Here is a 16,488-nt window from a genome sequence, read left to right as displayed (position 1 = left end):
GCGCCCGCCCTGCTCCCGTCACGCATCGCCGCGGCCGCGTTCGGTCTCGTTGACCGGCGCCCCGCTCGTCTCCGTCTCGCCCGCCGGTGCGCGCTTCGTCTCGCTCCGGTTCGCCGCTTCCAGTGCCGCACGCCCCGCCGCCACCGCGATCGCATCGTCCTGCGGCGTATGCACGCGGCTGCACAGCACGTCGCGATAGTGGCGTTCGAGCGGATTGGCGCGACTCAGCCCGTGATTGCCCGACAGCTTCAACGCCTGTTCGACCACGCGGATCGCGTGCTCGGTCACGGTCCGCTTGACGAGGCCGCTCGTCGTGACCGTCGGGGCATGGCCCGCGTCGGTGCGCGCGATGTGATCGTCGAGCAGCACACGGTTCGCATGCAGCCAGCCCTCGATTTCGCCGACCGCTTCCTGCACGCGCGGCAGCGTCGCAAGCGGCGCGCCCAGCCCGCTCGGCGCACGCGTTGTTGCGAACCCGACCAGCCAGTCGCGCGACGCACGCGCCACCGCGTCGTACAGGCTGCCGAGCAGCGCGACCATCCACGCCTGCTGGTCGGCCTGCGCGTCTGCATCCGCATGGGTCGCCGCCGACACGGCCCATGCGTCCGGCGCGCGCACGTCGACCGCGTGATCGGCCGGCAGCCGCACGTCGTCGAACACGACCTCATGGCTGCCTGACGCACGCAGGCCGAGGTGATTCCAGCTTTCGATCACGCGGATGCGATCGCCGTCCGCATCGCGGTCGCGCGGCACGAGAAACACGCCGACCCGCGGCGCCGGCTCATCGGTGCGCGCCCACACGGCCAGCCAGCGCAGCGCCGGAATCCCGGTGCTGTACAGCTTGTGGCCGGACAATCGCCAGCCGTCGCCATCGCGCCGTGCAATGGTTTCCGGCAGGCCGCCGCGCGACGGCGAACCGAGCGCGGGCTCGACGCGCAGCGCGTTGATCAGCGCGCCTTGGGTGACCGCGCTGTCGAACACCGCCCGCCGGACCTGCGCCGGCCAGCGGTTGTCGGCACGGCCGAGCGCGCGATGCTGCAGGTACGTCATCGTCAGCACCAGCGCCGTCGCCGGATCGGCCCGCGCGACGGCGGCCACGATCCGGCTCGCCTGCGCGAGCGTCGCACCGGCGCCGCCATGCTCGCGCGGCACGACCTGCGCGATCAGCCCCGCACGATGCAGCCGCGCGAAGTTCTCGTGAGGAAAGCGGCCGTCAACGTCGTTGCGGGCCGCATCGGCGGCCAGCTCCGGCGCGAGGCGGTCGAGCAGCGCGGCAATGCGGGCGCCGTCGGCGTCGGCATCGTCGGTGGACAGGAGACGCAGCGAACGCGGCTGCGCCGACGGCGAGGTAGCGGCAAGGCTGGCGGACATCGAGACGGATTCCCTGGGCAATACGCAAAGTAATACGGACAGGCGGCAATTGCGGCAATCGATCGCCACGCGGCGCGGTTTCCGATGAAGCCGGCGATCCGGAACGCACGGTGCCGGATTCGCTGGCGCCCGCGCGCCCGATCTTTCGTGAGCCCACAGCGTATGCGCAGCGCACCCCCGCCCAAACCATGCAAATCTGATATTCAATTCGGGATTGATTATTTCCGTTTCGCATGATCCCGGCGTTAACCTGCGCTCCATTCCTGCCCCGGCCACGCGCCGGGTCGTCCCTGCACCGGAGACCCAGATGAGCGTCGAATTCATCGGCATGATCCAGAGCCAGAAGCAGTCGGAGATCCATCCGGCATCCGGCCCCGTGGTCGATCCCGACTACGTGCGCGACTTTGCGCGCGCCCACGAGACGGCCGGCTTCGACCGGATTCTCGTGCCGCATCACTCGACCGGCCCGTCGGCGACGCTGACGATCGCGTTCGCGGCCGCCGCGACCGAGCGCATCCATTTCATGCTCGCGCATCGCCCGGGCTTCACCGCGCCGACGCTCGCCGCGCGGCAGATCGCGACGCTCGACCAGTTCAGCCGCGGCCGGCTCGCCGTGCACTTCATCTCCGGCGGCTCGGACAGCGAACAGCAGCGCGACGGCGACTTCCTCGACCACGACGCGCGCTATGCGCGCACCGACGAATACCTCGGCATCCTCCGACGAATCTGGACCGAAGCGCAGCCGTTCGATCACGACGGCACGCACTACCGGTTCAAGCAGGGCTTTTCGGAAGTGAAGCCGTTCCAGCAGCCGCATGTGCCGATCTATTTCGGCGGCGCATCGGAAGCGGCGCTCGAAGTGGCCGGCAAGCACGCGGACGTCTATGCGCTGTGGGGCGAATCGCTCGACCAGGTGCGCGACCTGACGACACGCGTGCGCGCCGAAGCCGCGAAGCACGGCCGCCAGGTGCGCTTCTCCGTGTCGTTCCGCCCGATCCTCGCCGCGACCGAGGACGAAGCATGGGCGCGCGCGCATCGCATCCTCGACGAAACGCGCCGGCTGCGCGAAGCGGCCGGCCTCGGCGCCGGCGGCCCGCAGCAGAGCGAAGGCGCGCGCCGCCTGCTCGCCGCGGCCGAACGCGGCTCGCGGGTCGACAAGCGGCTGTGGACCGAGATCGCGAAGCTCACCGGCGCACGCTCGAATTCGACGGCGCTCGTCGGCACGCCCGAACAGGTCGCCGACGCACTGCTCGACTACTACGACCTCGGCGTCACGACGTTCCTGATCCGCGGCTTCGATCCGCTGGAAGACGCGATCGACTACGGCCGCGAACTGATTCCGCGCGTGCGCAGCGCCGTCGCCGCCCGCGACGCGGCCCGCCGCGCGGCCTGAGCCCAACGGACCTAACGGAGTCATCCACCATCATGTCCGCCGTCCTTGCCTCGCCCGTCCGAACCGCATCGGGCCTCGAACTCGCCGAAGCGCCGCGCCAGCATTTCTGGTTCGATCCGCCGGCACCGCGCATCGACGTCGCCGCCGAGCGCCGTCACCGTCAGGAACGGCTCGCGGGCGCATTCCGCCTGTTCGCCCGCTTCGGCTTCTCGCAGGGGCTCGCCGGCCACATCACCGCACGCGACCCCGAGCTGCCCGACCACTTCTGGGTGAATCCGCTCGGCGTGCATTTCTCGCAGATCAAGGTGTCCGACCTGCTGCTCGTCAACGCGCGCGGCGAGACCGCGATCGGCACGCGGCCGCTGAACAAGGCCGCGTTCGCGATCCACGCGGCGATCCACGAAGCGCATCCGCACATCGTCGCCGCCGCGCATACGCATTCGACGTACGGCAAGGCGTGGTCGACGCTCGGCCGCCTGCTCGATCCGCTCACGCAGGACGCCTGCGTGTTCTACGAAGACCACGCGCTGTTCGACGACTTCACGGGGATGGTCGTCGACACGAGCGAAGGCGCACGGATCGCGGAGGCGCTCGCGAAGCCGGACGGCACCACGCACAAGGGCGCGATCCTGAAGAACCACGGAATCCTGAGCGCCGGCCCGACGGTCGAAGCCGCCGCATGGTGGTACATCGCGCTCGACAACGCCGCGCACACGCAGTTGCTGGCCGAGGCGGCCGGCACGCCGCAACCGATCGATCACGCGACCGCACGCCACACGCACGGCCAGATCGGCGGCCCCGAGGGCGCGTTGCACGCATTCGACAGCCTGTTCGCACGCGTCGTCGCCGACGAACCCGACCTGCTCGACTGAGCGCCTTTCCGCACGACCGGAGACCAGCCCCCATGATCCTAACCACCGCACCCGCGCCCACTGACGCGCACGACAAAAAACGCCGCAAGCTGCTGCGCACCGCCGGCGCCGTTGCGCTCGCCGCGCCCGCGATCACGCTGGGCCGCAAGGCCTGGTCCGCGCCGCCGCTGAAGAAGCTCACGTTCGCGTGGAACCAGAACGCGTTCTGCCTGACGCCGATCGTCGTCGCGCAGGAGCGCGGCTTCTTCGAGAAGAACGGCCTGAAGGTCGATCTGATCAACTACAGCGGCTCGACCGACCAGTTGCTCGAATCGATCGCGACCGGCAAGGCCGATGCGGCAGTCGGGATGATCCACCGCTGGCTGAAGCCGCTCGAAGCCGGTTTCGACGTGAAGATCATCGGCAGCTCGCATGGCGGCTGCGTGCGGCTCGTCGGTGCGAAGGCGGCCGGCGTGACGACGCTGCAGGCGCTGAAGGGCAAGACGGTCGGCGTCAGCGACCTGGCCGCACCCGGCAAGCATTTCTTCTCGATCCTGCTCGCGAAGAACGGGATCGATCCCGAGCGCGACATCACGTGGCGGCAGTATCCGGCCGACCTGCTCGGCGTGGCGGTCGACAAGGGCGAGATCCACGCGATTGCCGACGGCGACCCGAACCTCTATCTGCTCGAAAAACGCAGCAACGGTGCGTACACCGAACTGGCGACGAACCTGTCCGGCGAATACGCGCGCAAGGTGTGCTGCGTGATCGGCGCACGCGGCGACCTCGTGCGCAACGACCGGCCGTCGGCCGCCGCACTCGCGCGCTCGATCGTGCAGGCCACCGAGTTCACGCACGACAACCCGAACGAAGCCGCGAAGGTGTTCGCGAAGTATTCGCCGAAGATCAACCCCGAGGACCTGCGCAAGCTCTACGCGACGCTCACCTACAATCACCACCCGACCAACGTCGACCTGCAGCAGGAAATCGCGTTCTACGCGGACGACTTCCGCCGCATCAGCGTGCTGAAGAAGAGCACCGACCCGCAGCGCTTCGCGCAGCAGGTCTATGCGAACGTGCTGGGGTGACGCGATGTCGACGATCGAACACGCTGCTCCCGCACGCTCCGCGTCCGCCGCTTCCGGCAGCAGTGCCGCCGCATCCGCGCCCGCACCCGCGTCCGGCGTCGCGTGCATCGCCTGCGAAGCCACGTTGGCCGCCGAAGCCCGCCGCGCGCGTACCTGGCCGACCGGCATCGCCGCCGCGCTCGCCTGGGGCGCGCTCGGTGCCCTCACGCAACTGTGGCCCAACCGCGTCGTCGGTTTCAGCGACTGGGCGTACACCGGCGAATTCGCCGTCGGCGCGTGGACGATCGCCGCGTTGTTGCTCGTCGCCGCAACGCTCGGCCATCTCGTTCCCGCGTCGCGTGCGCGGCTCGCGCGCGTGCGCCCGGCCGGCCCGTGGCTCGTCGCGCTGCCGCTCGTGCTCGCCGCGTGGGAAATCGTCACCGCGAAAACCGGCTGGCTGCCCACGCCGTTCTTCGCGCCGCCGCAGGCGCTGATCGAGGTCTACGTCGACGACTGGCCGCGCTTGCTCGGCAGCGCCGGCAACACGCTGAAGCTGCTCGCGCTCGGCTTTGCGTACGGCGTCGCGGTCGGTTTCGCGGTCGGCGTGTCGATCGGCTGGTCGCGCCGGATCGGCTACTGGGTGCATCCGGTGCTGCGCGTGCTCGGCCCCGTGCCCGCCACCGCGCTGCTGCCGCTCACGTTCTACTTCTTCCCGTCGAGCTATTCGGCGGCCGCGTTCCTGATCGCGCTCGCTACCGGCTTCCCGGTCGCGGTGCTCACGTGGTCGGGCGTCGCGAGCGTCAACAAGCAGTATTACGACGTCGCGCGCACGCTCGGCGCGAACGCGCGCTTCCTCGTGCTGCGCGTCGCGATTCCGGCCGCGCTGCCGCACGTGTTCGTCGGCATCTTCATGGGGCTGAGCGCATCGTTCACGGTGCTGGTCGTCGCCGAGATGATGGGCGTCAAGTCGGGGCTCGGCTGGTACCTGAGCTGGGCGCAGGGCTGGGCATCGTACGTGAACATGTATGCGGCGCTGATCGTGATGGCGCTGCTGTTTTCCGGGCTGATCGCGCTGCTGTTCGCGGTGCGCGACCGCGTGCTCGCCTGGCAGAAAGGAACCGTCAAATGGTGAGCGCCGCCGTACTCGAATCGTCCGTTGCATCGTCCGTTGCCGCTGCGCCCGCCGTCACGGCGCCGCGCGGCGCGCGCATCGACCTCCGCCGCGTGAGCCATGCGTTCGACGGCCCCGGCGGCGCGCTGCCGGTGCTCGACGACGTCACGCTGTCGGTCGCGGCCGGCGAATTCGTCGCGCTGCTCGGCCCGAGCGGCTGCGGGAAGTCGACGCTGCTGCGCCTCGTCGCGGGCCTCGACGCCGCGCGGCAAGGCACGATCGCGCAGGACGGCGTGCCGATCGAGCAACCCGATCCGTCGCGCATCGTCGTGTTCCAGGACCCGACGCTGTACCCGTGGCGACGCGTGCGTGCGAACGTCGCGCTCGGCCTCGAGGCGCGCGGCGTGACGCGCACCGCGCAGCATCGCATCGACGATGCGCTCGCGCGCGTCGGGCTGCAGGAATTCGCGAACGTGTTCCCGCATCAGTTGTCCGGCGGGATGGCGCAGCGTGTCGCGCTCGCCCGCGCGCTCGTCAACGATCCGCGCCTGCTGATTCTCGACGAGCCGCTCGGCAAGCTCGATTCGCTCACGCGGCTCACGATGCAGGCCGAGCTCACCGCACTGTGGCAACGCGACGGCTTCTCCGCGCTGCTCGTCACGCACGATGTCGAGGAAGCGCTGTTCCTCGCGCAGCGCGTGATCGTGTTCGGGCCGCGCCCCGCACGGATCATCGCCGAATTGCACGTCGACCTGCCCTACCCGCGCCATCGCGGCGACCCGCGCCTCGCCGAACTGCGTCACGACGCGTTGCGGCACCTCGGGCTCGACGCGAGCTGGTAGATGCGCGGTGCCGTTCGACGAACGGCCGCCAGGCGGCCGGAACATAGCCGATGAACGCGCCGACGTTCGCCGACTGGGCGCTCGTGTTTCTGCAGGGGCTGTACCGCGCGCAAATCGCGCTGGCGCGCGTGCTGCATGCGATCGGGCTGACGGGCGACGCCGATGGTCAAGCCGCGTGGCCGTGGGCGCATCGCATCGCGCTCGAAACGCTGCGCATCGACGCGGGACTCACGCGGCAGCTCGCGTTCGCCGTGGCGGCGACGGCGCTGGCCGTCGTGCTCGCGTGCGTCGCGCTCGCTTCGCGCAAATGGCGTGTCGCATCCGCGCTCGCCGCGCTGGCCGTTGCGTGGTTCGCACCGTGGCCACCGTCTTCGCTGTGGCTCTCGCCCGCCGTGCCGACGAGTTTCCAGCGCGACCCCGCGCCGTTTTCCGTATCGAACGTGATGCGCGGCGCACACCTGTATGCGCAACACTGCGCGGCGTGCCACGGCGCGGACGGACGCGGCGAAGGGCCGCTCGCGGCCACGCTCCCGCACTGGCCGCCGACCTTCGCCGGCGCGCTGCTCGCCCGACGTCTCGACGGCGAACTGTTCTGGCGCGTGCGCCACGGCACGCGCGACGAACACGGCGCGCCGACGATGCCCGGCTTCGCCGCAGCACTCGGCCCCCAGGACACCTGGGCCGTGCTCGACTACCTGAAAGCGCTCGCCGCGGGCAGCGGCGCGCAGGCGGAAGGCGCGTGGCCCGTGCCCGTCCCGCTGCCGGCGCTCGACGTGCGCTGCGGCGCAGCCGCGCCGGAGCCGCTCGAGCGCTGGCGCGAAGGCCAGCGCGTGCGCATCGTCGCACTCGCGCCGGGGGCGACACCGCCGCCGGAGGATCCGCGCTGGCAAACCTTGCTCGTCACGGCACGCGGCGCGCCTGTTGCACAGCTTGCCGGCACCGCGCGAGCCGATTGCGTCGCATCGACGCCCGATGCGTGGCGCGCATTCGCGACGATCGCGGGCGTGGCGCCCGACGCGCTCGGCGGCACGCAGCTCCTCGCCGATCGGCGCGGCTGGCTGCGGGCCCGCGCGTTGCCGGGCAGCGGCGGGTGGTCGGAGGCCGACCTGCTTTGCCGCTCGGACACCACCGCACGACCGGCCGCACCGGCAGCGACCGGCGATCCGCTGACCGCGCTGCTGCTGCGGGTCGACACCGAACCCGTGCGCGATGTGCAGGCCGGGCTTGCGCATTGAATGAATCCCTGAACTTCTCTTCCAACCGAGCTTCACGATGAATCCGACCCGACGCCATTTCCTCGCACAAGCGAGCGCCCTCGCCACGATCGCCACGGCCCCGGCTGCCCTGCGTGCGCAATCGGGCACGCGGCCGCTGCTGCGCGCCGGCGACCAGAAAGGCGGCCTGCGCGCGCTGCTCGAAGCGGCCGGCGAACTGAACGGCCTTGCGTACGATATCGCGTGGACCGAGTTCCCGGCCGCCGCGCCGCTCGCCGAAGCGCTGAACGCGGCCGCCGTCGACTGCGGGCCGATCGGCGATGCACCGGTGATCTTCGCGCTCGCGTCGGGCGCACGTATCAAGGTGATCGGCGTGAACCGTTCCGACCCGTACGGCACGGCCGTGCTCGTGCGGCCCGATGCGGTGCTGAAGAGCGCGGCCGACCTGAAGGGCAAGCGCATCGGCACCACGCGCGGCTCGATCGGCCATTTCGTCACGCTGAAGGCGCTCGATGCGGCCGGCCTGCCGCCCGACGCCGTGTCGTTCCGCTTCCTGCCGCCGGCCGACACGATGCTTGCGCTCGCAACCGGTTCGATCGACGCGTGGGCGACCTGGGAACCCTATACCGCGCTCGCCGAAACGAGCGGCCGCGCGCGCGTGCTCGTCAATGGCCGCGGGCTGTGGTCGGGCCTCAGCTACCTCGCGGCAACCGACGCGGCAATTGCGTCCAAGCGCGACGTCCTGCACGATTTCCTGCGGCGTGTCGTGCGTGCTCAGGCATGGTCGTACCAGCATGCCGATGCGTATTCCGCTGCGCTCGCGCGCATCATCGGCATTCCGCCGGCAGCCGCGAAGCTGCAGTTCGAGCGCCGCAACACGCGCTGGCTGCCGATCGACGCGACGGTCATCGCCGAACAACAGCGCACGGCCGATTTCTATCTGAAAGCGGGACTGTTGCGCCAGCCGCTCGACGTGCGCACAACGTTCGACTCCGGCTTCCCGCTCGCCTGACCGGCCGCGCGACGGCGCGCAGCCGCTCAAACGGTTTCGGCATGATCTGGCACAATCGCAGTCTCGCCATTCGCCTTCAGCCAGCGTCATGCCAGCCATCGCCGAACTCTTCGTCTATCCGATCAAATCCTGTGCCGGCATCGCGCTGTCGCGCGCGCAACTGCTCGAAACGGGCCTCGCGTACGACCGCCACTGGCTGATCACCGATCCGCACGGACAGATGCTCACGCAGCGCACGCACCCGCGTCTCGCGCTGATCCGCCCGACGCTCGAGCACGATGCGCTCGTGCTGAACGCGCCGGGCATGCCGGAAATCCGCACGCCGCTCGACGGCGATGCGACGCCCACCAACCCGAAGATGGCCGCGACCGTATGGCGCGACACCGTCGACGCGATCGACACGGGTGCTGAAACGGCAGCGTGGTTCACCGAATTCCTCGGCTTGCCGACGAAGCTCGCGCGCTTCGGCGCCGACGCCCGCCGCGGCTGCGACCGCGATTGGACCAGCGACATCGATACGCACACGCAGTTCGCGGATGCGTATCCGCTGCTCGTGATCGGCCAGGCGTCGCTCGACGACCTGAACGCGCGGCTCACGGCGAAAGGCGCGCCGGCGATTCCGATGAACCGCTTCCGGCCGAACATCGTCGTGTCGGATCTCGACGCGTACGAAGAGGATTTCGTCGAGCACCTCGACGCCCGCGGTGAGACGCCGGTGCGGCTGCGCCTCGTGAAGCTGTGCACGCGCTGCCCGATGCCGACGATCGACCAGGTGAGCGGCGCGCCGAATCCGCAATGGCCGCACGAGCCGACCGACACGATGCAGACCTATCGCGCGAACCAGAGCTACGGCGGTGCGCTGACGTTCGGCATCAATGCGATCGTCGTCGAAGGCGCGGGCACGTGGCTCGAAGTCGGCCAGTCGCTGGAAGCGGAGATCGGGTTCGGCGATTGAGCCGGGCGCGCGAAACCGCTCGCCCCCTTCACTCGCGGGAAGCCGCTACTCACGGCTAGCCGCTTCCCGCATCGCTGATTGCCGTCACGCGGCGCGCGGCGCGGCATCGTTCGCCGCCGGCAGCCGGATCGTCACGACCAATCCACCACCGGCCGCATCGGTCAGCGTCACGCTGCCCTGATGCACGCGCGCGATCTCGCGCACGATCGACAGCCCGAGCCCGGTCCCTTCGACCGTCTGCGTCTTGCTGCCGCGATGGAAGCGCTCGAACACCGCATCCCGTTCGTCCGCCGGAATGCCCGGCCCGTTGTCGATGACGTCGAGCCGCGCGTGCTCGCCGTCGCGCGACACGCGCACCGTGATCACCGCGCGATCGCCTGCATAACGGATCGCGTTGTCGATCAGGTTGCCGATCATCTCGCCGAGCAGGTCGGACTGCCCGTGCACGTCGATATCGGCCTCATGCTCGAAACCGAGATCGATGTCGCGCGCGCGGGCGACCGGCGACCAGTCGAGCGTCACGCTGCGCGCGAGCCGGTGCAGCGCGACCGGCTTGTGCGCGACCGCGTGGCCGCTGTCCGAATCGAGCCGCGACAGCGACAGCAGTTGCTGGACGATCTTCGCGGCCTGCCGCACCGCACCGTTCGCACGCCGCAGGTGCCCGTTCGCGCGTGGCTGCTCGTCGGGCCGCAACGCGAGTTCGACGCCGGCCTGCACGGCCGCGAGCGGCGTCTTCAGTTGATGGGCCGCATCGGCGAAGAAGCGGCGCCGCGCGACCTGCATCCGCTGCGTGCGGCCGATGTACTGGTTGATCGACTCGACGAGCGGCGCGAGTTCGCTCGGCACCGCGCCGGTATCCAGCGGCGTCGTATCGTCCTCGCTGCGCGCAGCGACCGTCGCCGACAGCCGGTTCAGCGGCCGCAGCCCGCGCCCGACGCCGAGCCACACGATGCCGAGCGCCAGCACGACGAGCAATCCTTCCTGCAGCAGCGAACCCACCAGGATCTCGCGCGCGAGCGCCTGGCGCGCCTCGATCGTCTCGCCGACCATCACCCACACGATGCGCGACTGCGCGGTCGGCACGTCGTGCACCGGGATGCGCAGCGCGGCCATCCGCAACTGCTCGCCGCGATAGACGACGTCGTAGTAACGCGTGACGAACAGCGCGCCGTCGCCCGCGTCGCGCCCTTGCGGCAGCGGCAGGTCCGGGTAGCCGGTGATCGTGTGGGCGTTGTCCTCGCGGATCAGGTAGTAGATCTTGCCGCCGTCGCTCGACTCGAGCATTTCGAGCGCGAGATACGGCAGGTCGACCTCGATCTCGCCGTCGTTGAGCCGCACGCCTTCGCGGATCGACTTCAGCGACGACGACAGCGTGCGGTCGAACGCGACGTGCGCGGCGCTCATCGCGCGCTGGTACGTGAGCCACGAGTCGAGCGCCAGCAGGCCGAGCAGCGGCAGCAGCAGCCACAACGCGACCTGGGCGCGCAGGTTCGGGCGGGTCACTCGGCCCCCCGCCAGGCCGCCCGACGGGACACCGCGGCGCATGCACCGCGCGCCTCTCCGCGCCCGCGCGGTCGGCCGTGAACGGCATGCGTGTCGTCGGCGGGCCGCGACCGTGTCGATCCAGCGTAGCGCGTCAACGCGTACACCGGTTCCGTGCAGAGCTCGTGAGCGCAGCGGCGGCTCATTCCGCCGTCTCCGCCTTCGCTTCCAGCAGATAACCGAGCCCGCGCAGCGTGACGATCGCGACGCCCGTGTTCTCGAGCTTCTTGCGCAGCCGGTACACGTAGATCTCGATCGCATCGGCATTGACCGACTCGTCGAGCCCGAAGATCTTCTCCGACAGCGTTTCCTTGTTGATCGCGCGGCCGTTGCGCAGGATCAGCACCTCGAGCACCGAGCGCTCACGCGGCGTGAGCGACAGCGGCTCGCCCGCGAGATGGAAGCTGCGGTCGATACTGTCGTACGAAAGCGGCCCGCACTCGACCCGCGAATGCTCGTGGCCGAGGCTGCGGCGGATCAGCGCGCGGGCGCGCGCCTCCAGTTCGGTCAGTTCGAACGGCTTCGCCAGATAGTCGTCGGCGCCGAGATCGAGCCCTTTCACGCGATCATCGACCGATCCGTGCGCGGTCAGGATCAGCACCGGCACCGGATTGCGGCGCGCGCGCAGCCGCCGCAGCACCTCCAGGCCGTCGAGCTTCGGCAGCCCGAGATCGAGGATCACCAGCGCGTAATCCTGTGTGCGCAGCACGTGATCGGCCGCCTCACCGTCCGCCATGTGATCGACCGCGAAGCGCGCCGCGCTCAGCGCGTCGTTCAGCGACTGGGCGAGGTTCGGATTGTCTTCGACGAGCAGCACACGCATGGGGATTCCGGTAAGGTCAGCGACAGGCCGCTACATTACATGATCCTTTCCATCGCGACGCCTCGCGGAAACACGGGTTGCGCCGCCCGCGCAGGCGCGCGTCGGCCGGGCCGTCGACCGATCGCTCAACGCTCGGCGGCAGGCCGGTTCGGCGTCGCGAAGCGCGAACCGTCGCCTGTGCGCCGCCGCTCGCGCAGGCCGACCGCCACCACCAGGAACGCGACGCTCGCACCGGCCGTGACGACGATCATCGGGCGCGCAGTGCCGTCCGACAGCCACGCCAGCACGCCGCCGCACGCGGCCGTGATCGCCATCTGGATAAAGAAGAACAGCCCGGACGCCGTCCCGGCGATCGTCGTGTACGGCTGCATCACCGCGAACTGGCAGGCCGGAATGGCGATCCCGACGGCGATCATCACGAAGAACATCGGGACGACCAGCGCCGCCACCGACGTCGGCGCGATCGCGCCGCCGATCCACAACACGATGGCGCTGGCCAGATTGACGCCCGCCGCTGCCGCGATGACCGAATCGGCCTTCCAGCGGGTGCCCGTCCGTGCGAACAGGTTCGAGCCGATCAGGTAGCCGAGCACGGTCAGGCCGAAGATGGCCGCATACACCGGGCCCGATACACCGCGTTGCCGCTGGAACAGCGTCGACGATTCCGCGATGAACGGGTAATACGTGCAGTACGCGAAACTGATGGCGAGCGAGTAGCGCAGGAAACTGCGTTCGCGCAGCAGGCCAGCGTACGTACGCAGGAGGCCCCTGCCCCGCGCCGGCCGTGCGTCGCGTTCGCGGGTCTCCGGCAGGTAGCGCAGCACCATCGCCGTGGCGACCAGACCTCCCGCCGCCAGCAAACCGAACACGCCGCGCCAGCCGAGCCCCTCGGCCACCGCGCTGCCGGCCAGCGGCGCAAGCACCGGCGACAGCGCCATGCCGGCCGAGATCCGGCCGAGCATCGTGGCCTGCATCGCGGTCGGGAAACGCTCGCGCACGATTACCCGCCCGATCACCGTTCCGCTGCAGCCGCCCAACGCCTGGAAGATGCGCGCGGCGACGATCGCCGTCACGCTGGTCGACCACGCGCACGCAACGCTCGCGACCACGTAGAGGCACAGGCCACCGAGCAGGACGGGACGGCGGCCGTAACGGTCGGACAACGGCCCCGACACCAGCATCGACAGCGCGTAGCCGACCATGTAGAGCGTCAGCGTGAGTTGCAACTGGGCGTCGGTGCCGTGCAGCGCGTCCGCCATCGCCGGCAGCGACGGCAGGTACGCATCGATCGTGACGCGCGGCAGGCACACGACGAGCATCAACAGGAACAGCCAGCCCCACTGGGGTAATGAACGCGTTTTCATGCGGTGAGCCCGTCTCCGGTCGGATTGATGTGGTCGACAGCAATCTAGGATCAAAGTGATATAAGCTGAAGTGCCATTAAATCCATAATCGACTAGACCACTATGCCGCGAGGCAAAACCGCGATTCCGCTTGACCTGCCGTGCCCGGCGGGGCTGTCCATGGGCAGTCCGCAATCGAAACAGGAGTGCATCGCCGACGCGCTGCGCGACGCGATCCTGAAGCGCCTGCTGCCCGGCGACAGCCCGCTGCCGTCCAGCCGCACGCTCGCCGCGCGCTGGGGCGTCGCCCGGGGGACCGTCGAAGCGGCGTACGACCGGCTGTGCTCCGAGGGCTACATCGCCCGCACGCAAGGGTCGGGGTCGAGGGTATGCGCGGTGGTGCCGGACAGCTATCTGCGCGCGGCCACGCAATCGCGCGACACCAACGGCCTTCCCCCTTCCGGCGCACGCCCCGCGCCGGTACGCCCGACCGACGACGCCGTGCCGGAACAGGGCGTGCGTCCGGGCGTCCCGTTCGTCGCGCGGCTTGCCGATCCCGGCCTGCTGCCGATGCAGCAATGGAAGAAGGCGCTCGGAGCCAGCCTGCTGGCCGCGACCGCGAACGACCTCGGGGCCACGCCGGCGCAAGGCGTCGAGAGCCTGCGCAATGAAATCGCCGCGTACCTGCGGGAATACCGCGGCATCCCGTGCGACGCCGGCGACATCTTCATCACGACCGGCATCCGGCATTCGATCGATCTCGTCGCGCGCACGCTGCTCACGCCCGGCTCGACGGTGCTGATGGAGGATCCCGGCTATGTGTCGGCGTGGCAGATCTTCACGATCGCGGGCGCGACCGTGCTCGACGTGCCGGTCGATCGCGAAGGCATCGACACGGCGTCGCTGGAGCGGCATCCCGATGTGCGCGCGGCCTACGTGACGCCGGCCCATCAGGCGCCGCTCGGTGTGACGATGTCGGTGTCGCGCCGGCTCGAACTGCTCGACTGGGCGCAGCGCACCGGCGCATGGATCATCGAGGACGACTACGACGGCGAATTCAGCTACCAGACCGCCCCGCTGCCCGCACTGAAATCGCTCGATGCGTGCGACCGCGTGATCTACTGCGGCTCGTTCAACAAGACGCTGTTCTCGGGGCTGCGCATCGGCTTCATGGTCGTGCCGGCGGAATTGCGGCCGGCGCTGTCGGCCGTGTGGCATGCGACCGCGCGCTCGGTCGGCGTGGCGCCCCAGCTGACGCTGGCCCGCTTCATCGGCCACGGCGATTTCGCGAAGCACCTGCGCGCCGCGCGTCACGCGTACCGCCAGCGGCGCGACATCGTGCTCGACCAGTTGGCGAAACACGCGGGCGGACGGTACACGGTGTCCGGTGAGCACGCGGGCTTTCATTTCGTGCTGTGGCTGCCGCCCGGGATGGACGACGCGACGTATGTCGCGCGGGCCCGGGCGGACGGTATCGAATTGCAGCCGATCCGCGGATTCTGTCGAAGCGCCCGCTGCGAAGCGGGTGTCGTCGTCGGATATTCGGCGCTGACGGCCGCGCACGCGCGCCTCGGCGGCCGGCTGCTCGGCAAGCTGCTCGCGCAACCCGCCTGACCGCCGCTTCCACCCTTGCCGCGCCCGCCGGCAACCCCGCTTCCCGCCCTTTCCGGATCGCGCCGAGCGCTGCAAAGCGCGCGGCGGCCGCTTCGACCTCGGGAAATCCATGACACGAACGACACGATTGTGAACACAAATGAAAGCGGGCTGAAAGTGCCCCGCAATTAACATCCGCTCCACTCGAACAACACCTAGACGTAACTGGAGGAAGACATGCCGTTTGCACCGAAGCACCTCGCCGCCGCGCTGGCGGTCGTTCTGGGCACTGCCGCCGGCAGCGCCGCCGCGCAGGTTCCGGCCGGGTATCCGGGGAGCTACCAGGGCGTGATCGACGCCGCGAAGAAGGAAGGCAAGCTGATCGTCTACTCGACGACCGACACGGGCCTCGTGCGCCCGCTGATCAAGGACTTCGAAAGCCTGTACGGCGTGAAGGTCGAGTACAACGACATGAACAGCACCGAGCTGTACAACCGCTACATCAGCGAGAACGCGGCGAGCAGCACCAGCGCCGACGTGCTGTGGAGCTCGGCGATGGACCTGCAGGTCAAGCTCGTCAACGACGGCCTGATGGCGTCGTACGATTCCCCGGAAAGCGCGAACCTGCCGCAATGGGCGCAGTACCAGAAGCAGGCGTACGGCACGACGTTCGAGCCGCTCGCGATCGTCTACAACAAGCGCCTGATCCCCGAGAACGAAGTGCCGAAGACGCGCGCCGAGCTGATCAAGCTGCTCGCGTCGCAACCGGACAAGTTCAAGGGCAAGCTCACGACATACGACGTCGAGAAATCCGGCGTCGGCTTCAACGCGCTGACGCAGGACGCGCACCTGAACGAGAAGGTCACGTGGGAACTCGTGAAGGCGATCGGCGCGACCGGCCCGAAGCTGCAGTCGAGCACGGGCGCGATGATGGAGCGCATCTCGTCGGGCGAGAACCTGATCGGCTACAACATCTTCGGATCCTACGCGTACGCGAAGGCCAAGAAGGACAAGTCGATCGGCTACGTGTTTCCGAGGGACTACACGCAGGTCGTGAGCCGCCTCGCCACCATCTCGAAGAAGGCGAAGAATCCGAATGCCGCGAAGCTGTGGGTCGACTACCTGCTGTCGAAACGCGGCCAGACGCTGATCGCGAACCAGGCCAACCTGTATGCGATCCGCACGGACGTGACCGGCGAAACGTCGGCCGCGGGCCTCACGAAGGAACTCGGCGATTCGCTGAAGCCGATCCAGATCGGCACCGGCCTGCTCGTCTATCTGGATCAGTCGAAGCGGCTCGCGTTCCTGAAGCAATGGCAGCAGGCGATCAAGGGCTGATTCGCTGATCCGCTGATCGGCTTCGGCCGGCCA

At 69.4% G+C, this 16,488-nt stretch carries 14 protein-coding genes; 10 read left to right on the top strand and 4 right to left on the bottom strand.

The features are described from left to right. Positions 1-18: 18 nt before the first annotated feature. A complete protein-coding gene (locus FFS49_RS05885) occupies positions 19-1,371 on the bottom strand; it encodes an acyl-CoA dehydrogenase family protein (RefSeq protein ID WP_039356811.1) in 1,353 nt (450 codons plus the stop codon). A gap of 307 nt (positions 1,372-1,678) precedes the next feature. Here FFS49_RS05885 and FFS49_RS05880 point away from each other — a divergent pair, with 307 nt between their 5' ends. The 8 genes from FFS49_RS05880 to FFS49_RS05845 all read left to right on the top strand — a co-directional run bounded on the left by FFS49_RS05880 (position 1,679) and on the right by FFS49_RS05845 (position 9,816). Next, positions 1,679-2,764 (top strand): LLM class flavin-dependent oxidoreductase, encoded by a 1,086-nt coding sequence (locus FFS49_RS05880; RefSeq protein WP_039356814.1) that lies wholly within the window; start codon positions 1,679-1,681, stop codon positions 2,762-2,764. Between the two features lie 32 nt (positions 2,765-2,796). Then, positions 2,797-3,636, top strand: a complete 840-nt coding sequence (locus FFS49_RS05875) for a class II aldolase/adducin family protein (RefSeq protein WP_105815325.1) — start codon at positions 2,797-2,799, stop codon at positions 3,634-3,636. A 32-nt stretch (positions 3,637-3,668) separates the two neighbouring features. Next, positions 3,669-4,703, top strand: coding sequence for an ABC transporter substrate-binding protein (locus FFS49_RS05870; RefSeq protein ID WP_105815326.1), 1,035 nt, complete (start codon positions 3,669-3,671; stop codon positions 4,701-4,703). A 4-nt stretch (positions 4,704-4,707) separates the two neighbouring features. Next, positions 4,708-5,814, top strand: coding sequence for an ABC transporter permease subunit (locus tag FFS49_RS05865; protein ID WP_105815423.1), 1,107 nt, complete (start codon positions 4,708-4,710; stop codon positions 5,812-5,814). Further along, positions 5,808-6,635: an ABC transporter ATP-binding protein gene (locus FFS49_RS05860; protein WP_105815327.1), complete on the top strand. Its 828-nt coding sequence runs from the start codon at positions 5,808-5,810 to the stop codon at positions 6,633-6,635. Before FFS49_RS05865 ends, FFS49_RS05860 begins: the two co-directional genes overlap by 7 nt. 50 nt (positions 6,636-6,685) lie before the next feature. Next, positions 6,686-7,870, top strand: coding sequence for a cytochrome c (locus tag FFS49_RS05855; RefSeq protein ID WP_105815328.1), 1,185 nt, complete (start codon positions 6,686-6,688; stop codon positions 7,868-7,870). A 37-nt stretch (positions 7,871-7,907) separates the two neighbouring features. Then, a complete protein-coding gene (locus FFS49_RS05850) occupies positions 7,908-8,861 on the top strand; it encodes an ABC transporter substrate-binding protein (RefSeq protein WP_105815329.1) in 954 nt (317 codons plus the stop codon). Positions 8,862-8,949: 88 nt separating this feature from the next. Then, positions 8,950-9,816: an MOSC N-terminal beta barrel domain-containing protein gene (locus FFS49_RS05845; protein WP_105815330.1), complete on the top strand. Its 867-nt coding sequence runs from the start codon at positions 8,950-8,952 to the stop codon at positions 9,814-9,816. Positions 9,817-9,900: 84 nt separating this feature from the next. Here the strand turns inward: FFS49_RS05845 and FFS49_RS05840 are convergent, their stop codons facing one another. From FFS49_RS05840 to FFS49_RS05830, 3 genes are all read right to left on the bottom strand, one after another. Next, on the bottom strand, positions 9,901-11,319 hold the full coding sequence (locus tag FFS49_RS05840) for a sensor histidine kinase (RefSeq protein ID WP_105815331.1): 1,419 nt from the start codon (positions 11,317-11,319) through the stop codon (positions 9,901-9,903). Positions 11,320-11,500: 181 nt separating this feature from the next. Beyond that, a complete protein-coding gene (locus tag FFS49_RS05835) occupies positions 11,501-12,181 on the bottom strand; it encodes a response regulator (protein ID WP_039356833.1) in 681 nt (226 codons plus the stop codon). Between the two features lie 125 nt (positions 12,182-12,306). Further along, positions 12,307-13,545: a multidrug effflux MFS transporter gene (locus tag FFS49_RS05830; protein ID WP_039356837.1), complete on the bottom strand. Its 1,239-nt coding sequence runs from the start codon at positions 13,543-13,545 to the stop codon at positions 12,307-12,309. 102 nt (positions 13,546-13,647) lie between these two features. Between FFS49_RS05830 and FFS49_RS05825 the strand changes: the two genes are divergently transcribed. Next, a complete protein-coding gene (locus FFS49_RS05825; RefSeq protein ID WP_105815332.1) occupies positions 13,648-15,138 on the top strand; it encodes a PLP-dependent aminotransferase family protein in 1,491 nt (496 codons plus the stop codon). A gap of 216 nt (positions 15,139-15,354) precedes the next feature. After that, positions 15,355-16,455, top strand: coding sequence for an ABC transporter substrate-binding protein (locus tag FFS49_RS05815; protein ID WP_039356843.1), 1,101 nt, complete (start codon positions 15,355-15,357; stop codon positions 16,453-16,455). The last annotated feature ends 33 nt before the right edge of the window (positions 16,456-16,488 follow it).

The organism is Burkholderia sp. 4NA327C6, from assembly GCF_005502655.1.
Taxonomy (GTDB): Bacteria; Pseudomonadota; Gammaproteobacteria; order Burkholderiales; family Burkholderiaceae; genus Burkholderia; species Burkholderia contaminans.
The sequence above is the reverse complement of the archived record's forward strand: the minus strand, read 5'-3'. Positions and strand labels throughout refer to the sequence as shown.

Excerpts from the sequence above, each read along its gene's own strand:
- FFS49_RS05885 (WP_039356811.1), bottom strand. The coding sequence starts at position 1,371 with ATGTCCGCCAGCCTTGCCGCTACCTCGCCGTCGGCGCAGCCGCGTTCG.
- FFS49_RS05880 (WP_039356814.1), top strand. The coding sequence starts at position 1,679 with ATGAGCGTCGAATTCATCGGCATGATCCAGAGCCAGAAGCAGTCGGAG.
- FFS49_RS05875 (WP_105815325.1), top strand. The coding sequence starts at position 2,797 with ATGTCCGCCGTCCTTGCCTCGCCCGTCCGAACCGCATCGGGCCTCGAA.
- FFS49_RS05870 (WP_105815326.1), top strand. The coding sequence starts at position 3,669 with ATGATCCTAACCACCGCACCCGCGCCCACTGACGCGCACGACAAAAAA.
- FFS49_RS05865 (WP_105815423.1), top strand. The coding sequence starts at position 4,708 with ATGTCGACGATCGAACACGCTGCTCCCGCACGCTCCGCGTCCGCCGCT.
- FFS49_RS05860 (WP_105815327.1), top strand. The coding sequence starts at position 5,808 with ATGGTGAGCGCCGCCGTACTCGAATCGTCCGTTGCATCGTCCGTTGCC.
- FFS49_RS05855 (WP_105815328.1), top strand. The coding sequence starts at position 6,686 with ATGAACGCGCCGACGTTCGCCGACTGGGCGCTCGTGTTTCTGCAGGGG.
- FFS49_RS05850 (WP_105815329.1), top strand. The coding sequence starts at position 7,908 with ATGAATCCGACCCGACGCCATTTCCTCGCACAAGCGAGCGCCCTCGCC.
- FFS49_RS05845 (WP_105815330.1), top strand. The coding sequence starts at position 8,950 with ATGCCAGCCATCGCCGAACTCTTCGTCTATCCGATCAAATCCTGTGCC.
- FFS49_RS05835 (WP_039356833.1), bottom strand. The coding sequence starts at position 12,181 with ATGCGTGTGCTGCTCGTCGAAGACAATCCGAACCTCGCCCAGTCGCTG.
- FFS49_RS05830 (WP_039356837.1), bottom strand. The coding sequence starts at position 13,545 with ATGAAAACGCGTTCATTACCCCAGTGGGGCTGGCTGTTCCTGTTGATG.
- FFS49_RS05825 (WP_105815332.1), top strand. The coding sequence starts at position 13,648 with ATGCCGCGAGGCAAAACCGCGATTCCGCTTGACCTGCCGTGCCCGGCG.
- FFS49_RS05815 (WP_039356843.1), top strand. The coding sequence starts at position 15,355 with ATGCCGTTTGCACCGAAGCACCTCGCCGCCGCGCTGGCGGTCGTTCTG.